Source organism: Streptomyces sp. NPDC001544, assembly GCF_042894285.1.
Lineage (GTDB): Bacteria > Actinomycetota > Actinomycetes > Streptomycetales > Streptomycetaceae > Streptomyces.
This window is the reverse complement of record NZ_JBIAVN010000002.1, coordinates 960,434-982,202: the sequence shown is the minus strand read 5'-3', so window position 1 is coordinate 982,202 and position 21,769 is coordinate 960,434. Positions and strand designations below refer to the sequence as shown.

Here is a 21,769-nt window from a genome sequence, read left to right as displayed (position 1 = left end):
TCAGTCCTCCGGGAAGGCCTGGCCGCGGCGGCGGATCGCCCGGTCACAGGCGGCCAGGTGGGGGCCTATCGCCTCTTCAAAGGTGGTGGTGGCCGCCTCCAGCAGCAGGCGCCGGCGGACCGCGAACTCGGGCCCGCGCACCGGGGCGAGTTCTGTCAGGGCGGCCCACGGCCGGTCCGGATCGCCGGTGATCTCGTCGGCCAGACCGGCGGCGTGGGCCTCGCTCGCGTTCACCGAGGCGACCAGCAGCAGACGCCGGGCGCGGGCGACACCGAGCTGGTGGGCGAGGCGGTACAGCGTCATGCCCGGCCAGGGCAGCCCGTCACGGTCGCGCAGGACCAGCCGCAGGTCGGGCCCGGCGATGCGGTGGTCGGCTGCCAGGAAGACGTCCGCCAGCGGACCGGTGAGGGTCCCGTCGGCGACCGTCATGGTCAGCGCGCCGAGGCGCTCGATCCGACGTACCGCCCGCTCCCACCGGTTGACCTGGTGGACCGCCAGGTCGGCGGGCCAGCCGCCGTCGGTGCCGGTGGTCAGCCGCAGGATGAGTGCGCCGTGCTCCGACCCGTCCTCCGCCCGGTCGCAGGCACCGTTGACCAGTTCGGTCAGCTCCGCGAGCGAGGCGCTCGCGTCCAGTTCGACCACCACGGTGCCCGATGCGAGGTCCGGGACCGTGTTCTCCAGCGTCTGCGCACTCATTGTCTTCCCTACCACTGCACTAGAGCCGTCTCGATGGTGGAACCGGGGCCCATGGTCATCAGGACCCCGTACTCGCCGGGCTGCGCCAGTTCCTCTTCGAGGAGTCGCTGGTAGGAGAACAGGAACGAACCGCTCGAGAGGTTCCCGTAGTCCCGCAACACGCCGGTGGTGTGACGCACGTCGTGGGCGGTCAGCCCGAGGTTGACCCGTACGGAGTCGATGACCTTCTTACCGCCGGAGTGGACCAGCCAGTGGCTGATGTCCGAGCGCCTGAGGCCGGTGTCGGCCAGCAGCCGGTCCACCACCTCCTCGGCGTTGGCGCCGACCACATAGGGCACATCCCGGTCCAGGTAGAAGCTGAACTTGCCCTGCTCGTCGTCCCAGTCGTAGCGCATCGCCTCGATGGCCTCGGGCATCATCGTGCTCGCGAACTTCAGCAGGACCGGACCGTGGGCGCCGGCGCCGCCCTCGCCCTCCTCGGCGATCACCCCGATGGCGGCGGCGCCGTCTCCGAAGAGGCTGTTGACCACGGAGGTGCGCATGGTGCCGTCGAACACGTAGGCCGCCGAGCAGGTCTCCACACACACCATGACGGCGAGTTCGCCCGGGTGGGCGTGGGCCCAACCGGACACCGCCGCGAGCGCGTTGAGGCCGGCGTTGCATCCCATGCCGACCACGTCCAGCCGTGAGGTGGATGTCGGCAGGCCCAGCTCCTTCAGCAGCCGGGCGGTCAGGCCAGGGGTGAGCAGGCCGGTCGAGCTCACCGCGCACAGATAACGGACGTCCGCCACCGTGGCGCCGAGCCGCTTGAGGCAGGTCTCCACCGCCCGGCCGCCCATCTCTATGCCGTTGGCGCGGTGCTTGCTGAGGAGTTCGCCCTGGGTTTCGAGCCGTCGGGAGCCGTCCGACTCCAGCGGGGGCAGCAGCAGGTGGCGGCGCTCGATGCTGCCGCTGAGAAACACCGACCTGATACGCGGGTCCTCGACGTGGAAGGCGTCCAGAACCTCTTGTTGGGTGTACGAATCCGGTGGCACGTCCGTGCCGACTGAGACGATCCTCGGCAGCACTGCGGTCATTTACTCTCCAGCAACTGGTTCGGTGGATCAGCACCCACCCAGCGGAGCAGGCGATGGGAAAGGCGGACCGATGTCGTCGGACTCGCCGAAAGGAAGTCGACTGGCCCCGGCGGGGGCGGAATTCTTGGGCGGCGGTTCACAACCGCTCAGCGCAACGCCAACTCGAGACCACTATAACCGCGCAGGAAGGTCGAATACATCGGTTTCGGAGCACCGGTGATCTCAATCTCCGTCACGTTCTTGCGCAGCGTGGACAGCACGGCGCCGATTTCCGCCCGGCCCAGGAATGCCCCGAGGCAGAAATGCGGCCCGTTACCCAGTCCCACATGTTTGTTGGGAGACCGGTCCGGAGTAAAGGTGTCCGGATCCGCGAAAGCCCGCTCGTCGCGATTGGCGGAGATGTTCCAGGCCGTGACGATGTCCCCGCGCCGGATGTGCCGGCCGTGCAGTTCCACGTCGGTGGCGGCGGTCCGGCCCACGTGCTGCACCGGGGTGGTCCAGCGGATCACCTCCTCCACCACGGCACCCAGGTCCACCGACCCGTCCCTGAGCCGGGCGAAGTGCTCGGGCCTGCGGCCGAACTGCTCCATCGCCCCGATCATCGCCAGCCGGCTGGTGTGGTCTCCGGCCAGCAGGAAGCCGTAGCAGTTGAGGATGATCTGCTGGTCGGTGAGCGGCTCGCCGTTGACCTCGGCGAACGCCATCCGGCTGAGCAGGTCGTCGCAGGGCTCGTCCCGCTTTTCGTCCAGCATCTGCGAGCAGTAGACCAGCAGTTCGTTGCGGATCAGCCAGCGTTCCTCGGGCGTCTGGTCCGTCGAATCCGTGCTCAGCGCGGAACGGCTCAGCTCCAGCAGCCGGGGCCGGTCCTCCTCGGGAAAGCCAAGGAGGTCGCAGATGACCCACATCGGGATCTCCTCAGAGACCTCACGGGCGAAGTCGAAGGAGCCCGTGCCGATCCGGTCCGTGATCAGTTTCTCCACACGGGTCGCGAGGCGTTCCACCACGAACTGGCGGATCGCCGGTGTGAAGGACTTCATCAGAATGGCGCGCAGCGGCTGGTGGTCCGGGGCATCCGTCATGAAGAGGACCTCGCCGGCCGCCGGATCGCCCTGTGGCTTCTGCAGCGACTCCAGCATGTTGCCCGGGCCGGACAGGAACGTCTGGCTGTCCTTGTACATGGCCAAGACGTCGTCGTAGCGGGACAGCACCCAGAATCCGCAGCCCTGCGGGGTGTCCGCGTGGCGGTAGACCGGGTGTTCGTCGCGCAGCCGTCGCCACACGGCGTCCATGTCGTGGGTCCAGAAGGTCCGCGGGTCCGACAGGTCGACCTCGGCGAGGTCGATGTCGGCCGGTCTGGTGGCGGACCCCGTGGCGGCAACCGTCACGTCAACTCCTTCAGGGCGTGGGCGACTACGGGGCCGATCACCTCGAGTGCCTGGGGGGAGAGCAGTTCCTGGTGGGTGAACGGCACCGCTCTGGTGTCGATCTCGCCCGTGATCCAGGTCGTCCAGAAGTCGTGGGGGCGCCTGCTCTCGGTGCCGTCACCGTCCGGTTCGAAGAAGAGCAGATCGCCGTGGAAACGCTGCTGCACCGACTCGTCGCCGAGCTTGAGGTTGTTCGCGGTGATCCTCATCAGATGAGTGATCGTTTCCGCGTCCAGGCCGGCAAGCACACTGCCCTCCTCCGCGAGGATCTCCCGTACGCGCGACAGCGGCAGCGGCCCCTCGCCGGGCTCCTTCCCGAAGGCGTCGATTCCCTCGAAGACCTGGCCGAGCAGCTCGCGCGGGCTGGGCGAACGGTTCACGGCCGTGTCCTCGCGCCCCGCGTCCAGCAGCGCGAGCAGAGCCACCTCGTGTCCGTCCTGCTGGAGCTGCACCGCGACGGCCTGCGCCACCAGCCCACCGAAGGACCAGCCGACCAGCGCGTACGGGCCCGAGGGGTGCAGCTCGCGCACACGCTTGGCGTACGTCTGGGCCATCTCCTCCAGTGTGCGCGGCAGTTCCTCCGCGCCCTCGAGGCCCTGCGCCTGGACACCGAAAACGGGATGGCCGCGCGGAATGTGCGTCAGCAGTGCCGAGTAGCACCAGGCCAGTCCGCCGCCCGGATGGAAGCAGAAGACGGGCGCCCTGCGGCCGGAACCGCGCAGGGTCAGCACCGGTCCCAGTCCGCTGTCGCTCTCCCCGTCGGCGTCCAGGAGTTCCACGATGCCGGCCACCGTCGGGGCCTCCAGCAGGTACCGGATCGGCAGGTCGATTCCGAGCACGGTCCGCACCCGCCCGGCCAGCCGGGTGGCGAGCAGCGAATGCCCACCCTTCTCGAAGAACGAGTCGTCGACACTGACCGACTCCAGCGACAGCACCTCGGCGAACAACTGGCACAGCACCTCTTCGCGCGGGGTGCGCGGGCGTCGGCCGGCCGGGTCGGAATGCGTCTCGGGCGCCGGCAGCGCCCGGTAGTCCACCTTGCCGTTGTCGGTCAGCGGCAGCGAATCCAGCAGGACGTAGGCGGCCGGGACCATGTACTCGGGCAGCCGGGCAACTGCGTGCTCCTTCAGCGCCTGCATGTCCGGTTCGCCTTCGGCGACCACATAGGCCACGAGGCTCTTCTCGTCGCCGGGTTGCGGGCCCGGCCGGGCCACCACGGACACCTGCGCGAGTCCGCCGGCCTCGGAGAGCACATGCTCGATCTCGCGCGGCTCGATGCGGTAGCCGCGGATCTTGACCTGGTCGTCGCTGCGCCGGATGAACTCCAGCAGTCCCGCCTCATTCCAGCGCACCCGGTCACCGGTGGCGTACATGCGCTCGCCGGGCCCGTCGAAGGGGTCGGCGACGAAGCGCTCGGCGGTCAGCTCCGGCCGGCCGTAGTAGCCGCGGGCAAGACCCGCGCCGGCGATGTAGAGCGAGCCCTCCTCCCCGACGCCGACCGGATGCAGCTTGTCGTCGAGGACATGCAGCCGGGTGTTGTCCAGCCCGCGCCCCATCGGTACTCCGCCGGCGTCGAAGGAGGCGTCGGGCGGCAGGGCGACCTGGGTCGCGAACAGGGTCGTCTCGGTCGGTCCGTAGGTGGCGCGCACCACGGCGTCCGGGCAGGCCCGCTGGATGCGTTCGACGGCCGTCGGCGAGATGACGTCGCCGCCCGTCATCAACTCCCGCACGCGGGCGAAGCACTCCGGTGCCTCCTCCGCGATCACCCGGAAGAGACCGGCGGTCAGCAGCACCCCGGTGATGTCCTCCTCGGCGATCACGCGGGCGTAGACCTGCACGTCCACCTTGCCCGGCGGCGGCAGCACCACCTGCCCGCCGTGCAGCAGCGGCACCCACAGCTCGTAGGTCGAACCGTCGAAGGCGTACGGGGCGGACATCAGGACGCTGGTGTGCCGGGCCGGATCGAACATCCGGTCGTACGCGAACTCGGTGATCTCCCCGTGCGCGATCGCCACGCCCTTGGGCTCACCGGTGGAGCCGGAGGTGAACATCACGTAGGCCAGCTGTGCCGGTCGAACGGGGATTTCGGGCTCGGTCGCCGCATGCCGGAGGATGCACGGACAGTCGTCCACGACGATGGAGTGCACGGCCCGTGGCAGGCCCCGGGCGGCCATGGCCCGGTCGGCCAGCAGGACACGCGTTCCGGCCCGCGCAAGGATCGCCTCCGTACGCTGCGCCGGATATCCGTGGTGCAGCGGGAGGTAGGCTGCACCGGCCTTGAGCACGGCCAGGATGGAAACGATCAGGTCGGGGGTCTTCTCCTGGAGGATCGCCACGAGGTCCTCCGATCCCACGCCGTCCTCGATCAGGTGGTGGGCCAGACGATTTGCATGCTCGTCGAGCTGCCGGTACGTCAGCGTCGCCCCGCCGACCGAACGGACCGCGACCGCATGCGGGGTGAGCTGTGCCTGGGCGGCGAATTGGTAGTGCACCGCGCCTCGGACCCAGTCGGCGACCCGGGTGTCGTTCCAGGCGGCGGGTACCGGTTCCGGCGCCTTGCGGGCAACCATCAGCGATCTCCTAGGGGAAGTGGGAAACAGGGGTGCCCATCACAGCGTGTTGTCAGCGACCGGCGTGAGCGCGACGGCGTTCCGCGAGACGAGGAACTCCGGCCGGACGGGGTTGCTGGGAGCGTTGGTGACGGCGTTGTAGGTCACCAGCAACATGGCGCGCCGGTCTTCGGATCGGTTGTTCGAGGAGGAGTGGACGATGGTCGGGTGGAAGGCGCAGACCGAGCCCGCCGGCCCCACGGCGAGGGCGGTGCCGAACTTCTCGGTCAGCTCCTCGGCAACCTCGTCGGGAATGGTGTACTCCAGGTCGGCGGAGACGTGGTCGCGCCAGTCGTGACTGCGCTCACGCTCGCCCTCCTGTTCCTCTTCGCCGATCAGGCCGAGGCGGTGGCTGCCCAGCACGACCTTCAGAGGGCCGTTGAGCTCGTGCGTGTCGTCGAGGAATATCGCGATGTTGACGGCCCTGTCGTCGGGCATGCCGTCCTCGTGGTTCCAGAACGCGTAGTCCTGGTGCCACGGCCATGCGGCGCCCTCCCGGGGCTGCTTCATGTTGACCTTGAACTGGTAGACGTAGACGGGTTCGCCGATCAGTTCCTCGGCCAGGCCCAGGAGCGCGGGCAGCCGGACCAGCCGGCCGCAGATTTCGTCGAAATCGTGGCAGCCGTGGAGCGCCCGGACGGTCGACCCGTCCTTCTCGTAGACGACCTCGGGCCGCGGCCGGCCGCTGAGGCTCTCCACACTGGCCCGCAGTTTGGCGAGCGAGGCATCGTCGAGCCGGTACGACGCCTGATACCAGCCGTCCTGCTCGTAGACCGCCTTCACGTCGGCTGCGGAATCGGTGATCGCTGTCATGGAACTCTCCAGAGATGTCGCTCGGTTGGTTCGGAACGCCGGTCGGGCGGAGTGTCCGAGGCGGTGCTCGGGTGCGGCACGGCGGGTTCTGCCGTCGGGCGGTGCGGGCAGCCCCGCGACCTGGTCGACTTGGCCGCACCTGTGGACCGGCAGCGCGCCCGCAGTCCGGTGCGTACGTCGCGGCCGGTCCCATGGCGCTGTCGAGGATGGCGCGAGAGCACGCTCGTTCAGGTCAGGGCTGGTCGTTCCGCTGTCCCCAGGCCGTGGCACGCAGTTCGGCGCGGTCGACCTTGCCGTTGGGGGTGCGGGGCAGCGCCGCGACCTTTTCCAGCCTGCTCGGCACCATGTAGGCGGGCAGCGTCTTGCGCAGTGCGGCGCGTACCGCCCGGGTCGTCGTCTCCGTGCCCTCGGCGGGGCTGTAGGCGGCCGCGAGCACCAGGCCGTCGGCGTCGGCGAGGGTCAGCGCGCAGGCGGCAGCGACGCCGGGAACCGCGGCGAGAGCCTGCTCCACCTCACCCAGCTCGATACGGAAGCCCCGCACCTTGACCTGGTCGTCGATCCGCCCGACGTACCGCAGGAGCCCGTCCTCGCCGACGGCCACGACGTCACCACTGCGGTAGTGCACCCGGCCGTCCACCTCGACGAACCTGGCCTCGTTCAGCTCGGGCCGCCGCAGATACCCCTCCACCACCTGCGGGCCCGCCAGCAGCAGCTCTCCCCGCTCGGCCGGACGGCCCTCCTCGTCCGCCACCAGAGACACGAAGCCCGGCAGCGGAGCACCCACCACGGACTCCGTGCCGGCCAGATCCCGCTCCGTCACCCGGTGGAACGTGGCGTGCACGGTGACCTCGGTGATCCCGTACATGTTGATCAGAGCCACCCGCTCCAGCCCCACCTGCTCCGCCCATCTCCGCAGCGTCGCCGGGATCAGCCGCTCGCCCGCGAAGACCACGTAGCGCAGGCGGTGCCATCCCTCCAGGCGCAGCAGTTCGGGGGAGACCGCGGTGAAAGCGGTGGGGGTCTGGCTGAGGACGGTGATCCCCTCGTCGACGATCAGCCTGGCCACGGTCGGCGGGTCGATCACGGTCCAGCGGTCGGGGACGCACAGCGCGGCGCCGTGCAGGAGCGCCCCCCACATCTCCCACACGGAGACGTCGAAGGTGACCGCGTGGAACAGCAGCCACCGGTCCTCTTCCCCGAAGTCGTACAGGTCCTCGGTCGCGTCGAAGAGCGCCGCCACGTTCCGGTGCGAGACCGGGACGCCCTTGGGCACCCCCGTCGTCCCCGACGTGTAGATGATGTACGCCGTCCGCTCCACCGGATCCGCCGGCAACTCGCTCCGCGAGCCCTCGTCCAGCACCCGCACCCGCGCCGACGCGCCCACCGGCACACCGTCGCCGCCGGCCTCGACGATCGCCATCGGCCGCGCGTCATCCAGGATGAGCTCCGCACGCCGCGCGGGACCCGAAGGGTCCAACGGCACGTACGCCGCGCCGGTCCGCAACACCGCCAGCAGCACCACCAGCAGTTCCGGAGAAGGGTCCAACCGCAGCGCTACCCGGGCGCCCGGCCCCACGCCCACGCCCGCCAGCACGTCGGCGGCCCGCTCCACCGCCGCGTCCAGCTCCACGTAGGTCAGACGCTCCGAGCCGCTCCACACCGCCAGCCGGTCCGGGAATCCAGCGACAACCTTCGCCAAACGCTCATTCAGGTCAAGCATGGTCCACTCCCGTGGCGATCCGGTCCGTGATGAGGGCAGCCAGTCGGTCCAGCCCGATGTCGATCTGTTCGGTAGTCACCGCACTGACGGACAGCCGCAGTTGGTGTTCGCCGCCGGCGCCGTCGTAGAAGTGGCTCATCGGCGTCCACAGGACCCCGTAGCGGCGGGCGGAGAGCTCCAGCAGCGCGTCGTCGGCGGTGAAGGGAAGGGTGAGCACCACGAAGAAGCCACCCGTCGGGACGTTCCAGGTCACGCCCAGCTCTGCGGCACCTGGAAGCCGCCGGTCGAGCCCGTCGAGGATCTGCTCGAGGTTGCGGCTGTAGGACTCGCGTTCGCGGACGTTCGCGGCGACCAGGCTCGCGTCGTGGCGGACGAGCTTGCCGCCCACGACGGCCTGGGCGATCGGCGAGGTGTTCACCGTGAGCATGCTCTTGATCTTCGAGAGCTGGTCGGCGAGGAGCCCGACCCCTCCCTGGGCGTCCGCGACCAGCTGATCGGCCACCAGATAGCCCACTCTGGCCCCCGGCAGCGCCGTCTTCGCGAAGGACCCCAGGTAGACGACCTTGCGGTGCTCGTCCAGCGCCTTCAGCGTGGGCACCCGCTGCTGACCCGGCCCGAGGAAGATCCCGTACGGATTGTCCTCCAGCAGCAACAGCTCTTCCTCCCGGGCCAGCCGCAGCAGCCGAAGCCGTGTCTCCTGGCTCAGGCTCAGCCCGGACGGGTTGGCGAAGTCGGGCATCACGTAGCAGGCGCGGGGCCGCAGACCGTCCCGGCGGGCCCGGTCGAGCACGGCACGCAGGTCGTCCAGGTCCACCCCTTCGGCGCCGCCGGCCACCGGCAGCACGGGCAGGTCGACCAGGCGGGCCGCCCCGGTGAGACCGACGTAGGTCGGCGCCACGGCGAGCAGCACGTCCCGGGGGTCGGCGCGCAGCGCACGCAGCACCAGATACATGGCCTCCTGGCAGCCCACCGTGACGACGATCGCCTCGGGATCGCACCCGATCCCCTCGTCCACGGCCAGGTTGCGCGCCACCAGTTCGTGCACGATGCCCTTGGTCCGCCCGTACTGGTAGAGCGTGCGCCGGATCTCGGAGGGGCTCAGCCCGCGCTCGCCGGCCAGGTACCCGGTGTACGCCCGCAGGTGGTCGTGCACGTCCTCGATGTCGAAGAACGACTCGCTGGGCCGTCCGGCGGCGAACGGGATCGCCTCGGGGTACTGCTGGGCGATCTCGTTGAGGAGGTTCATCGAGGACAGCGCCGGGTCCTCGAGCGCGGTGTGCAGGTCGGCGGTGTGCAGGTCCGCGACGGGCGGACAGGCCGCGTCCGGGTCCGCACCCGGCGGGCCGACGGAGGCGGTGATCGCATCGGCGGTCATGGGTACCTCACTCCTGAAGGCGGTAAGGGCCGTGGACCCGGCAGGGCGCGCACCCGTGCGGCCGCACCGACCTCCTGACAGCCGAGCAGCGTCAGGCCGTCGGCGAGCTCGGTGCGCAGCAGCGACAGCACCTGCTCCACGCCGGTCGCGCCGTCCAGGGCGAGGCCCCACAGCACCGGCCGGCCCACCAGGACGCCGGACGCACCGAGGGCCAGGGCCCGCAGGATGTCGGTACCGCTGCGGATCCCGCTGTCCAGCAGCACCTCGGCACGGTCACCGACCGCCTCCCGTACCTCCGGGAGCACGGTGACGCTCGCCGGCGCCCCGTCGAACTGGCGCCCGCCGTGATTGGACACGACCACCGCGTCCACGCCGCAGGACACGGCCCGGGCCGCGTCCGCACCGTCCAGCACGCCCTTGACGACGAGTGGGAGCCGGCTCTGTGCGCGCAGCCACTCCAGGTCCTGCCAGCTCGCCGACGGGTCGAAGGCGGCCCGGGTGTGCTCGGCCACCGCCGAGGTGCCGGCCGTGCGCGCGTGGGCCTGCGTCGAGGCGGGGTCCATGTTGACCGCGCGGACATGGGCGGGCAGCGCGAAGGCGTTGCGCAGGTCGCGCAGCCGCCTGCCCATGATGGGCACGTCGACGGTGACCATCAGAGCCCGGCAGCCGGCCGCCTCGGCGCGCCGTATCAGGTCGAGCATCCGCCCGCGGTCGGCCAACCAGTACAGCTGGAACCAGGTGTGGGCCCCCGTCCCGGCGATCTCCTCCAGCGTGCGGCTGCTGAGCATGCCGACCGTGAACGGTACGCCGACGGCGCGGGCCGCCCGCGCCGTGGCCGTCTCGCCCTGCGGGTGGAGTAGTTGGTGGTACGCCATGGGGGCGATCGCGACCGGCATTCCTGCCGGGGTGGACAACAGGCTGGTCGCGGTGGCGGCGGCTGCGCTGCCCCGCAGTACCTGGGGCACGAGTGCGACCGCATCCAGCGCGGCCCGGTTGGCGCGCAGGGTCAGCTCGCTTCCGCTGCCGCCCTGGACGAAGTCCCAGACGTCGGGCGGCACGCAGGTGGCTGCGAGCCGCTCCACGTCGTCCAGCCCGACCGGCGGCGCGGTCACGGGGGCCATGGTGTCGCTCACCGTCACGTGTGCGTCCCGGTGGCGCGCTGCAACTCGACGGCCTCGTAGAGCGCCTTGATGTTGTTGGAGCCGAAGGTGCGGGCGCCGGAGCGCTCGATGACCTCCATGAAGAGGGTCCGGCGGGGGTGCACCGAACGGGTGAAGATCTGGAAGAGCTGACCGTCGTGGTCCTCGTCCATCAGCACGTCGTGCTCGCGCAGCTCTTCGACGGAATGCCGCTGCACCGCCACCCGCCGGGCGAGCAGCTGGTAGTAGGTGTCGGGGGTGTCCAGGAAGCCGACCCCCGCCTCCTTCATCAGCGCCACCGAACGGATGATGTCGTCGGTGTTGAAGGCGACGTGCTGCACGCCGTCCCCGCCGTGGTTCTTCAGGAAGGAGTCGATCTGCCCCGGCTGGCGGGTGGTGTCGGGCTCGATCAGGGTGAGCGTGACCGAGCCGGAGGCGCTCTGCACCACCTTGGAGATCATCGCCTGGGCACCGACCACGATGTCCTCCTCGAAGATCATCGAGAAGCCGAGGACCCGTACGTAGTGGTCGACGGTCGCATCCAGCGTCCCGGCCTCCAGGCAGACCGCGAAGTGGTCGACGGCGGTCAGCCGCGGGTCGACCGGGGGGGTGCGACCGGGCACCGGGCTCAGCCCCGGCAGAGCGCCCGGATCGTCGGCGGCCTCGTCGCGGCGAGGCACGAACGTGTGGTGCACATCGCCGAAGCCGACGATCGTCGCGGACACCGCGCCGTCGAGGGTGCGCGCTTCCGCCACCGGGCGGGCACCGCGCCGCACCGCGGCGGCGAAGGCGGCGGCCACGTCGGAGACACCCAATGCGATGTTGCCGACCCCGTCGCCGTGCCGTGCGACGTACACCGAGGCCGGGTGAGTCTCGTCCAGCCCCTCGGTGAGCACGATGCGTATCCGGCCCTGGTCGAGCAGCGTCGAGCGGGCTCCGGCCCTGGCCGCCTCACGCTCGTTGTCGGCCGTCACCGTGAACCCGTACTGGTCCACAAGCCAGTCGGTGCTCGCCGTCAGGTCTCTGACGTAGAGCTCGACATGGTCGACGCTCATCGCGTCGAAGTTGCTGTAGTCGTCAGTGGTCATGTCGTCGAAGAAAAGTTCCCGCGCCTCGGTCATCCCCGTACCCCTCGCTGCTCGTGGCGACTGCCGACGGGTCAGGCGGACTTGTCCATCTGGGCCGCGAGACTGCGCGGACGCAGGTCCGTCCAGTTGGTGGTCACGTAGTCCAGGCACTCCTGCCGGGCCGCGGGGCCGTATGCGGTGCTCCACCCGAGGGGTACGGCTGCGAACAGCGGCCACAGCGAGTGCTGTCCCTCGTGGTTGACCAGCACCAGGTACTGGGCTTCCGGGTCCTCGAACGGGTTGCTCATGCTCACTCCATTGGTCGGCGTCGGCCCTGGGGCCGAGCGCACCTGTGTCCGTCCACTCCTGTCGGGGCGGCGGTTGGTTCAGCGGGTTGCGTGGCAGCGCAGCACAGGACGGGCCCAAGCACTGTGGGGGCCTACGACAGGGCCTGCAGCGTCATGTCCGCTCCCGGCCGGCTTGCGCACCCGGTTCACCAGCCGGGTGGCGGGCAGCCAGTGGCCGCGAGGGACACTTACGTAGGTGAAAAAATTGATGAAACCGACGCTATTGCCGGGGAATAAGCCTGTCAACACTCGCCGAGGGGCACCGAAAAAACACCGTGAGCCGTTTTACGGGCAGGCCGGAATTCCGGTCGCACCGCCCGTACGACCGGTATACCGGACCTGAGTTTTCGGTAATTACCTGTTGTGCGGCGCGGACGCACAGTCGCCTCCGTCTGAAGGAAGGTGAGCCGGGCCGCCTCGGCCTCGGCGACGCCGGGCGAACGACCACGGAATCACGCTCCTTCCGCCTGCCTCGGTCTCCTGCTCAGCACCGGTCGCGCGCTTCTGGCCTCACCGAGGTGCACGGCCAGCCCGGCGACGGTGGGCGACTCGAAAACCGTGCGGATCGTCAGTTCCAGGCTCAGCGTCGACCTGATGCGGTTCACCAGTCGCGTGGCCAGCAACGAATGACCGCCCAGGTCGAAGAAGTTGTCGTCGATGCCCACGTCTGGGATCTGGAGGATCTCGGCGAACACAGCGCACAGCTGCTCCTCGCGTCGGTTCCGTGCCGGCCGGCCGGAGAGCAGGCGAGAGTGGTCCGGCGCGGGCAGTGCCCTGCGGTCCAGCTTCCCGTTGCCGGTCAGCGGCAGCCGGTCCATGGTCACGTAGGACGCCGGCAGCATGTGGCCCGGGAGGAACGCGGACATGTGCGCGCGCAGTTCGGACGGGTGCGGCAGTTCGCTCCCCCGGGCCGGAACGGCATAGGCGACCAACTGCTTCTGGCCGGGCCGGTCCTCGCGCACGATGACGGCCGCCGCCCCCACGGCCGGGTGTTGCGCCAGAACCGCCTGGATCTCTCCGGGTTCGATCCGGACACCGCGGATCTTCACCTGGTCGTCGACACGGCCGAGGAACTCGATGTCGCCGTCGCCGTTCCAGCGGACCAGGTCGCCCGAGCGGTACATGCGCGACCCGGGCGGGCCGAAGGGGTCGGCGACGAACCGCTCGGCCGTCAGACCGGCGCGCTTGAGGTAACCGCGGGCCAGGCAGGAGCCGGCCAGGTACAGCTCACCGGGGACGCCGACGGGAACCGGTCGCAGCTCGCCGTCGAGGATGTAGGTGCGGGTGTTCCAGATGGGCTTGCCGATCGGGGCGGTGGCCGTGGGTGGCCAGGCGTCGAGGCCGGCGGGCAGCGTGTAGGCGGTCACCACATGGGTCTCGGAGGGCCCGTAGTGGTTGTGGAGCCTTGCGCCGGGACGTGCCGCGTGGAACTTCCGTACCGCCTCGGTCAGTTGGAGTGCCTCGCCGGCCTGCATCACGTGCTGCAGTCCGGATGCCTCGAGCGACTGTGCGTCCGCCGCCTCGTACACGGCGTTGACCACCAGATCAGGGGCGAACAGCTCGGAGATCCCCAGCCGGTCCACCCATTCGGCCAGGAGACGGGGGTTCAGCCGCGTCTCCTCGTCGGGCACGCACACGGTCTTGCCGTTGAGCAGGGCGGAAAGGATCTCGTGCTCCGATGCGTCGAAGCCGATGGCGCTGAACTGGGCCACCCGGTCGCCGGGCGCACTCTCGATCGCCTCGGCGTTCCAGCGGAGCAGGTTGACCAGGGCGAGACAGGTCATGACCACGCCCTTGGGGCGGCCGGTGGATCCCGAGGTGTAGACGACGTACGACGGGCTCTCGGGCAGCAGCGGGGAGACCAGCTCCCGCCGGCTGAGGGCGATGTCCGGTTGTGCCGCCGTCTCGGCCCGGCCTTCGGGGCTGTCGAGTACGAGTGCCGCGCGGCCGGCACCGGCCTCCGCGAGCGCCGTTGTGGTGATCACCAGCGCGGGTTCGGCGTCCGCCAGCATGTACGCGATCCGGTCGGCCGGGTATGCCGGGTCGACCGGCAGGTAAGCGGCGCCCGCTTTCAGGACCGCCAGCATGGCGACTGTCAGCTCCGCGGAGCGGGGCAGCGCGACGGCAACGTGGTCCTCGGGGCCGACCCCGCGGGCGACCAGTGCGCGGGCCAGCCGGTTCGCGCGCCCGTGCAGTTCCGCGTAACTGATCTCCGTCTCTCCCGCGATCACGGCGATGCCGTCCGGCGCCGACTCGGCGCGGGACTGGAGCAGCTCCGGCAGGGTGGCCGAGGGCAGTTCGCGGCCCGTCGCGTTCCACTCGGAGATCACCGACCGGTGCTCGTCCTCGGTCAGCAGGTCGATGGCGGTGACCGACCGGCCGGGGTCGGTCACCACAGCTTCCAGGAGCCGCAGGAAGCGGTCGATGATTGCTTGAGCTCCCTCGGCGTCGAAAAGGTCAGTGGCGTACTCGACGGTGCCGTCGATGCCCGCGCAGCCGGTCGCCGGGCTGTCGGACCCGTGGCCCGCGGCGTCGGCATGGTGCTCGGTGAAGCTGAAGAGCAGGTCGAACTTGGCGGTCCCGGTGGCCACCTCGGTGAGTTCGGCCGAAAGGCCGGGAATGTCGATGCGGTGTCCGCCGGCGGCCTGCATGACGAGCATGACCTGGAACAGCGGGTGCCTGGCCAGGCTGCGGGCCGGGTTGACTGCCTCCACGACCTGGTCGAAGGGCACGTCCTGGTGGGAGAGCGCGGCCAGGACGGTTTCGCGTACGCGGTCGATCAGCTCCCTGAAAGCCGGTCTGCCCGAGGTGTCGACCCGCAGTGCAAGGGTGTTGACGAAGAAGCCGTTGAGGCCGTTCAGGGCCTCGTCGGTGCGCCCGGCGGTCGCGCTGCCCAGGAGGATGTCCTCACAGGCGGAGAGCTTGGACAGCAGGGCGGTGAGAGCGGCCTGGAGCACCATGAACACCGTGGTGCCGGTCTGCTGTGCAAGCTGCTCGATGCGCTGGTGGAGCTCGCGGCCGATGTGTGTCGACAGGCGCTCCCCACGGTAACTCGCCACGGCGGGACGGGGGCGGTCGAAGGGCAGTGCCAGCTCCTCGGGGGCACCGGCCAGGGTCTGCCGCCAGTAGGCGAGTTGCCGGGCTGTCCGGGAGTGTTCGTCGGCGGGGTCACCGAGGAGGTCCCGCTGCCAGAGCGTGTAGTCGGCGTACTGGGCGGGCAGTTGGTCCCACTGGGGAGCACGCCCCTCGGCGCGCGCCGTGTAGGCAGTGGAGAGATCCCGGCCGAGCGGCCCCATGGACCAGCCGTCACTGGCGATGTGGTGCATCGTCAGCAGCAAGGCGTGTTCCTGCTCACCTGAGGCGTTCCGGCCCAGGTCGAACAGCTCCGCGCGCAATGGGATCGCGGCCGCCAGATCGAAGGGGCGCAGCCCCGACTTCCGTACTGCCCCGTCCAGACCGTCGGAAGTGATCTCACGCACCGGGAGGTCGACCTTGACGGCACCCGCGTCAAGAATAACCTGGGCCGGCTCACCGTCCACCTCCCGGAACACCGTCCGCAGGGACTCATGACGGCCGACCACGTCCGTGAGCGCCTGCCGCAGCGCGCCGCGGTCCAGCTCGCCGGCCAACCGGAGCACAAAGGGCAGGTTGTATGTGGCCGAGCGCCCTTCCAGCCTGTCCAGGAACCACAGCCGACGCTGGGCGAACGACAGCGGAAGCGGATCGGGACGCGGCACGGACCGCAGTTCGGGACGCACGGCGCCCAACTCGTCCAGCAACTGGGCCAGCTCGGCGACTGTCGGATGCCGGAAGAGGTCACGGACGGCCAACTCCGCGCCCAATGAGCGGCGTACCCGGCTCACCAGCCGGGTGGCGAGCAGGGACTGGCCGCCCAGTTCGAAGAAGTTGTCGTCGATGGTGACCCCGGGCAGGCCGAGCACCTCGGCGAACGTGGCGCAGAGAGTCTCCTCGCGGGTGTCGCGCGGGGCGCGTCCCCATGGAGCGGTGACCGGATCTGGGTCCGGGAGGGCCTTGCGGTCGAGCTTGCCGTTTGGGGTGAGGGGGAAGGTCTCCATGGCCACGAATGCGCTCGGGACCATGTGGGCCGGGAGCCTGTGGCCCAGGTGGTCGGTCAGCTCGGCGGCTTGGGCTCGGCCGGTCGTGTAGCCGATCAGCCGGATGCCGCCGGCTGCTCCCTCGCGGGCCACGACCGCGGCCTGGGTGACGCCCGGGTGGCTCAGCAGCGCGGCCTCGACCTCTCCTGGTTCCACGCGGAAGCCCCGGATCTTGACCTGGTCGTCAGCCCGTCCAAGGAACTCCAGCTCGCCGTCCGGCCGCCGGCGGGCGAGGTCGCCGGAGCGGTACATGCGTGAGCCGGCGGGTCCGTACGGATCGGCTACGAAGCGCTGCGCGGTCAGGTCCGGGCGATTCCAGTAGCCTCGCGCCACCAGATCACCGGCGATGTACAGTTCGCCCTGCTCACCCGGGGGTACGGCGTTCAGGTCGGCGTCGAGGATGTGGACCCGGACGTTGGTGATGGTGGTGCCGATCGGCACGGTGGTGGGCCATCCGGCCGGGTCGCCGACAAGCGATTTGGTCGTGGCGTAGGGTGCCTCGGCCGGTCCGTAGATGTTGTGCAGGCGGAAGGCCGAACGGGCCGCGGCCTCGCGGATGCGGCCATCGATGATCAGCGCTTCGCCGCCCTGCAGGACGTCCTGGAGGGCCGGCAGGTCACTGCCGCGGTCTTCGGCCACGGCCAGCACGGTGTCGATCGCGGCCGCGCTGGCATAGATCTCGCTGATCTTCTGCTCGTCGAGCCAGTCCACGAACGCGGCCACGTCGCGCCGCAGTTCGTCGGTGGGCAGCACCAGGGTGCGGCCGGTGACCAGCGTGGCGAGGATCTCCTGGACGGAGAAGTCGAAGCCGATGGCCGTGAACTGCGCGGTGCGTCCACCCGAGACGACGGGCATGGCGTCGGCGTGCCAGGTCAGCAGGTTGACGACGCCGCTGACGGGCATGGCAACGCCTTTGGGGACTCCGGTGGAACCGGAGGTGTGGACGATGTATGCCGGATTGGTTCCGTGGAGAGAGGTGGTCCGGTCTGCGTCGGTGGGGTTCTCCGCCGGGCAGTCCGACACCATCCGGCGGACAGCCTCGTCGGTCAGGTCGATCCGTTCCGGTGTGCTGGCCGCCGCCCCGTGCTCATCGCCGAGCATTCCGTCCAGGTAGGTGCCGATGGTCAGTACCCAGCCCGCACCGGAATTCCCGAGCAGGAGCCGGATACGATCCGGCGGGTAATCCATGTCCAGAGGGAGGTAGGCGCCGCCCGCCTTGAGCACCGCGAGGAGCGAGACGATGAGCTGTTCGCATCGCGGCATCGCGAGGGCGACGACCCGCTCGGGGCCGACGCCCTGGGCGATGAGGTGGTGCGCCAGGCGGTTTGCCTGCCTGTTGAGCTCGGCGTAGTCGAGCTCCAGGTCTTCGAACTCGAGGGCGATGGTCTCGGGGGTGCGCGCTGCCTGGGCCTCGAAGAGACTGGCCGGCGTCCGCACGGATGATGTCGGGTGAGGGTTCACGAGGCGTGCTGCTCCACGAGCCGCGCCGAACCGATGTGCGGCGAGTACGGGTCGATGGCATCGGACGGCCGGAACTCCAGGTCGACCCGGGTGCCGAGGCCGAGATCGTTCGCGGACTGGATGAAGACGTCGAGGGCAAGATGGTCTTCGAGGGCGATGCCGGTCGAGTCGAACACGGTCAGCCGGCCGCGGGCGTCGGCCACGGAGGCCGGCTCGGTGACGAGCTGGGCCAGTGACGGGCCGAGCCGGTCCGCCTTCAGCTGCTGGCTCTCACCTTCACGCAGCGCCTGCTGCGGGTGGTCCGGGCACACCAGCGCCCGGTCGAGCAGGCTCTTGGGCAGCTCGGTCTTGCCGATCAGGTCAGCACCGACCGCGTTGATGTGCAGGTGCTCACGTGCTCCGGCGTCCGGAAGCACGGGCCCCTGGCCGGCCTCGACGGAGGTGGCGGTGGTGATGATGTCCGCCTGGCGGACGATCTCTTCGGGGGGCGCCACGCGCACGTCGAGGCCGAGGAAGGAGACACGCTCGGCGAAGGTGTCCAGGTGCTTGGCGTTGATGTCCCACGCCAGCACCGTTTCCAGCGGGAAGCAGAGGCTGAGGGCGTGCAGCTGGGTGACCGACTGGGCACCGGTGCCGATCAAGCCGACGGTTCGGCTCTCGGGGTGGGCGAGGGCACGGCTGGCGAGGGCCGAGGCGGCTCCGGTGCGGATGGCTGTGAGCACGATGCCGTCGCACATCGCGGTCAGGCGGCCGGTGATGTCGTCGTAGCGGGCAACGGTGCCGATGATGGTGGGCAGCCCGAAGTGGCCGGGGTTGCCCGGACTGTATGCGACCGTCTTGATGGTGGTGCTGTCACCGCCTTCCCGGTGTGGCATCCACTCGATGATCCCGGGCACCGGCTGGCTGCGCGCGAAGCCGCCTCGGAGGGGTGAGAGTTCGCGGGCCCCCCGGTGGACGGCGGCCAACCCCTCGGCAAGCCGGTCGATCACCCGGCCCATCAGGGCATCGCGGCCGACCCTGTCGATGATCCGGTCTATGTCTTCCTGGGTAATGAGCAGGGTGTTCATCGCATTCCCCTCGACTAGGGCGTTCAGGACCAGACGATCAATTCACCGTTCATCGTGAATCCCATGAAGAAGGACAGGGTGATCCGGCGGCCGCCCTTGAAGTCCTGTACCTGATGGAAGTTCCGGCAGTCGAAGAAGACACCGTCGCCGGCTGCGGCCAGTGCCGTGGCCGAAGGCACATCGGCGACAACCTCGGGCGCCCACCCGTAGCCGTCCCTGCGGGCGTCGTCGGCCGGTACCCAGCGGTGGCGCCAGACACTCAGGGCGCCGCCCTGGTCGGCGACGGTGATGTGCAGATTGAAGGCCAGTTGCACGATGGGCTGATCGTCGAGCCGGCCCGGAAACTCCCGCACCACCTCGTCGTAGTGGATTTTCGATCCTGTGGTGAACTCGCGCAGGATTCCCACATGAAGCGGCCTCCCGCCGACGGTCGCAGGACGCACCGGAATCCCGAACTCGGTGTTCAACCGACGCAGGACGGCAGCGGTCGGATCGTTTCCCCCGTAAACCTCCCGGACGGCTTTCCTGGACAGCTCCGCCTTCTCCCAGTAGGCCTCCTGGACCTGGCCCTGCGTGTAATAGTCGTAGACCGCAGGCCCGAATTTCAGGATCGGCGGGTCGAGCCGCTGTTCGTCGTAGGGCTCGAAGTCCGTCTGTTCGAGCTGCGCTGTGAGGTCGGCAAGGTCGCCTGACAGCAGGCCGGGCACCCGGACGATCGCGCACGTGCCGGCGGCCAGCCGGTGCACAGCGTCCCGGAGCTCCCCTTCCCGGGCCGTCTCCGGTCCGAACATCGCTTCGTCGAGGACTGGGGTCGGCATCATGGCAGACATGGGGTATCCCTTGGTGAGAGGTCGTAAGGACACCACCGGACGCGACTCCGGCAGGGCGCCCTCGGTCGTCGCCGTGCAAGTCGAAGCGGATCACAGGGACTTGGCGCTCATGTCCAATCCCGTTGTCTGGAATCTGCTATGCACCGCGCTCCCGAAGCCATTTCTCGAGGACCGGTCCGATGGCATCCAGTGCGGCGCGGTCCGCCATCGCCCCGTGCGTACTGGCAACCGGGTGGACCACCAGCTCGCCCGTCACCCAGGGCTGCCAGGCCTCGGGACGGGTCGCGTCGGCCGGCTTGTCCTCGGTGGCGGCGAAAAACAGCACATCCCCGTCGAAGTGGGCCGGGTCCACCTGCCCCATCAGGGCGCAGTTGTCGATGAACACGTGGAGCACCGCCTCGTGCTGCGACGCCGTCAGATCAGCGAGCGGGCCGTCGGGCGCACCGGGTTCGACGCCCAGTGACCTGGCCAGCTCCGCGGCCGCACGCGGGTCGTCGTGGTCGAACCGCTCAGTCGACGCGTGCGCGGGGTCCGGCGGATAGCTGTCCAGCAGGGTGAGCGAGGCCACCTCGGCACCGGCACGTTGCAGCTCGGTCGCCGCCGCCTGGGCTACCACGCCGCCGAAGGACCAGCCCAACAAGTGGTACGGGCCCTCGGGACGGACCGTCCGGATCTGCCGGACGTAGTCCGCCACCAGCTCTGACAGTGAGGCCGGCATGCCGTCCGGGTCGGTGAGCCCGCGAGCCTGCAAGGCGTAGACCGGCCGGTCGGGACCGAGGTGGCGCAGCAGGCCGGAGTAGACCCAGCCGATGCCCGCCACGGGGTGCACGCAGAACAGGGGTGCGCCGGAACCTCCGGACCGCAGGGGCAGCAAGGGCGCAAGCGCACCGGTCACTCCCCCGTGGTTGCCGCTGCCCGTGGCGATGGCCTGGGCCAGTCCGATGACGGTCGGGGCCTCAAACAGCTCTCGGATCGAGATCTCCGCTCCGATCTCCTCGCGGATCCGGGCGATCAGATGCGCGGCCAGCAGGGAGTGGCCGCCCAGGTCGAAGAAGTCCTCGCCCGGGCCGATCTCCTCGTCGTGCAACAGTTCCCGGAACAGCCCCAGCAGCACCTCGTGGTACCGATCGCCGGCCTGCGCGTCCGGGACGGACGGCGAGTCGGTCGCCACGGAGGCGAGACCGGACCGCGCGGCCAGAGCGTCGGCAGCGGGGAGTTCGAGTGCGCCGATCCGTGCCGACGGATCATTCACCACCCGTTTGAGCAGGCCGGTCAGCGCCTGCCCGATCAACGTCATGGTCGACCGGTCGAAGAGCGCCGTCGCGTACTCGACCTGGATGTCGAGCCCGAGCGCTTCCCCCTCACGGTTCCGCCGTGCGGTGAACGTGAAGTGCGCATCGAACTTGGACTGCTTCAGCTCCACCCCGTCCAGCACACCGGTCATCGGCGACAACTCGACGACGGAACCGTCCGTGCCTTCCTCGAGGAAGCTGTACATCACCTGGAACAACGGATTACGGGCGAGGTTGCGTCGCGGGTTGACGGCCTCGACGACCTGCTCGAACGGCACGTCCTGGTGGGAGAAGGCTGTCAGGTCGGTGGCACGCACCCGCCCCAGCAGTTCCTCGAACGTGGGGTCACCGGAGAGGTCGGTGCGCAGCACGACGGTGTTCACGAAGAACCCGACCAGATCATCCAGCGCCTCGTCCGAACGACCAGCCACCGGCGTGCCCAACACGATGTCCGTGCCACCGCCGATCCTGTTCAGCAGAACTGCGGTCACCGCCTGGGCGGCCATGAACAAGGTGCTGCCCGAACGTCGGGCCAACTCTTCGAGCCCCCGCTGCACGTCCGCTCCGGCTGAGAGCGTCACCGAGTCACCGGTGAACGAGGCCACCGCGGGCCGCGGCCGGTCGTACGGCAACGCCAACTCCTCCGGCGCGCCCTTCAAAGCCTCACGCCAGAACGCCAGCTGCTCCTCACCGACCTGATCCAGCAACTCCCGCTGCCACAACGCGTAGTCCGCGTAC

The 21,769-nt window shown here is 69.7% G+C and carries 14 protein-coding genes; all 14 read right to left on the bottom strand.

Annotated elements, in window-relative coordinates:
* Entirely contained in the window at window positions 1-696 is a 696-nt protein-coding gene (dpgB, locus tag ACFY0F_RS09735; RefSeq protein WP_388791259.1) for an enoyl-CoA-hydratase DpgB, read from the bottom strand.
* Between the two features lie 8 nt (window positions 697-704).
* Window positions 705-1,772 (bottom strand): 3,5-dihydroxyphenylacetyl-CoA synthase DpgA, encoded by a 1,068-nt coding sequence (dpgA, locus tag ACFY0F_RS09730; RefSeq protein WP_388791257.1) that lies wholly within the window; start codon window positions 1,770-1,772, stop codon window positions 705-707.
* Between the two features lie 146 nt (window positions 1,773-1,918).
* Window positions 1,919-3,157 carry a cytochrome P450 gene (locus ACFY0F_RS09725; RefSeq protein WP_388791255.1) on the bottom strand — a complete coding sequence of 413 codons (1,239 nt, stop codon included), beginning with the start codon at window positions 3,155-3,157 and terminating at the stop codon, window positions 1,919-1,921.
* Window positions 3,154-5,766: an amino acid adenylation domain-containing protein gene (locus ACFY0F_RS09720; RefSeq protein WP_388791253.1), complete on the bottom strand. Its 2,613-nt coding sequence runs from the start codon at window positions 5,764-5,766 to the stop codon at window positions 3,154-3,156. Before ACFY0F_RS09720 ends, ACFY0F_RS09725 begins: the two co-directional genes overlap by 4 nt.
* A 39-nt stretch (window positions 5,767-5,805) precedes the next feature.
* The gene (locus ACFY0F_RS09715; RefSeq protein ID WP_388791251.1) at window positions 5,806-6,618 is read right to left on the bottom strand and encodes a phytanoyl-CoA dioxygenase family protein; all 813 of its coding nucleotides are present in this window, start codon (window positions 6,616-6,618) and stop codon (window positions 5,806-5,808) included.
* A 232-nt stretch (window positions 6,619-6,850) separates the two neighbouring features.
* Window positions 6,851-8,338: an amino acid adenylation domain-containing protein gene (locus ACFY0F_RS09710; protein ID WP_388791249.1), complete on the bottom strand. Its 1,488-nt coding sequence runs from the start codon at window positions 8,336-8,338 to the stop codon at window positions 6,851-6,853.
* A complete protein-coding gene (locus ACFY0F_RS09705; RefSeq protein ID WP_388791247.1) occupies window positions 8,331-9,713 on the bottom strand; it encodes a PLP-dependent aminotransferase family protein in 1,383 nt (460 codons plus the stop codon). The genes ACFY0F_RS09710 and ACFY0F_RS09705 overlap by 8 nt, the downstream gene beginning before the upstream one ends.
* Window positions 9,710-10,834, bottom strand: coding sequence for an alpha-hydroxy acid oxidase (locus tag ACFY0F_RS09700; protein ID WP_388791357.1), 1,125 nt, complete (start codon window positions 10,832-10,834; stop codon window positions 9,710-9,712). The genes ACFY0F_RS09705 and ACFY0F_RS09700 overlap by 4 nt, the downstream gene beginning before the upstream one ends.
* A 14-nt stretch (window positions 10,835-10,848) precedes the next feature.
* A complete protein-coding gene (hppD, locus tag ACFY0F_RS09695) occupies window positions 10,849-11,940 on the bottom strand; it encodes a 4-hydroxyphenylpyruvate dioxygenase (protein ID WP_388791245.1) in 1,092 nt (363 codons plus the stop codon).
* Between the two features lie 71 nt (window positions 11,941-12,011).
* On the bottom strand, window positions 12,012-12,227 hold the full coding sequence (locus tag ACFY0F_RS09690; protein ID WP_388791244.1) for an MbtH family protein: 216 nt from the start codon (window positions 12,225-12,227) through the stop codon (window positions 12,012-12,014).
* A gap of 491 nt (window positions 12,228-12,718) precedes the next feature.
* Window positions 12,719-17,818, bottom strand: coding sequence for an amino acid adenylation domain-containing protein (locus ACFY0F_RS09685; RefSeq protein ID WP_388791242.1), 5,100 nt, complete (start codon window positions 17,816-17,818; stop codon window positions 12,719-12,721).
* A 20-nt stretch (window positions 17,819-17,838) separates the two neighbouring features.
* Window positions 17,839-18,909, bottom strand: coding sequence for an ornithine cyclodeaminase family protein (locus tag ACFY0F_RS09680; RefSeq protein WP_388791240.1), 1,071 nt, complete (start codon window positions 18,907-18,909; stop codon window positions 17,839-17,841).
* A gap of 23 nt (window positions 18,910-18,932) precedes the next feature.
* Window positions 18,933-19,739 carry a proline hydroxylase gene (locus ACFY0F_RS09675; protein ID WP_388791238.1) on the bottom strand — a complete coding sequence of 269 codons (807 nt, stop codon included), beginning with the start codon at window positions 19,737-19,739 and terminating at the stop codon, window positions 18,933-18,935.
* A 136-nt stretch (window positions 19,740-19,875) separates the two neighbouring features.
* The coding region (locus ACFY0F_RS09670) for an alpha/beta fold hydrolase (RefSeq protein WP_388791236.1) at window positions 19,876-21,769 on the bottom strand (1,894 nt) is incomplete at its 5' end.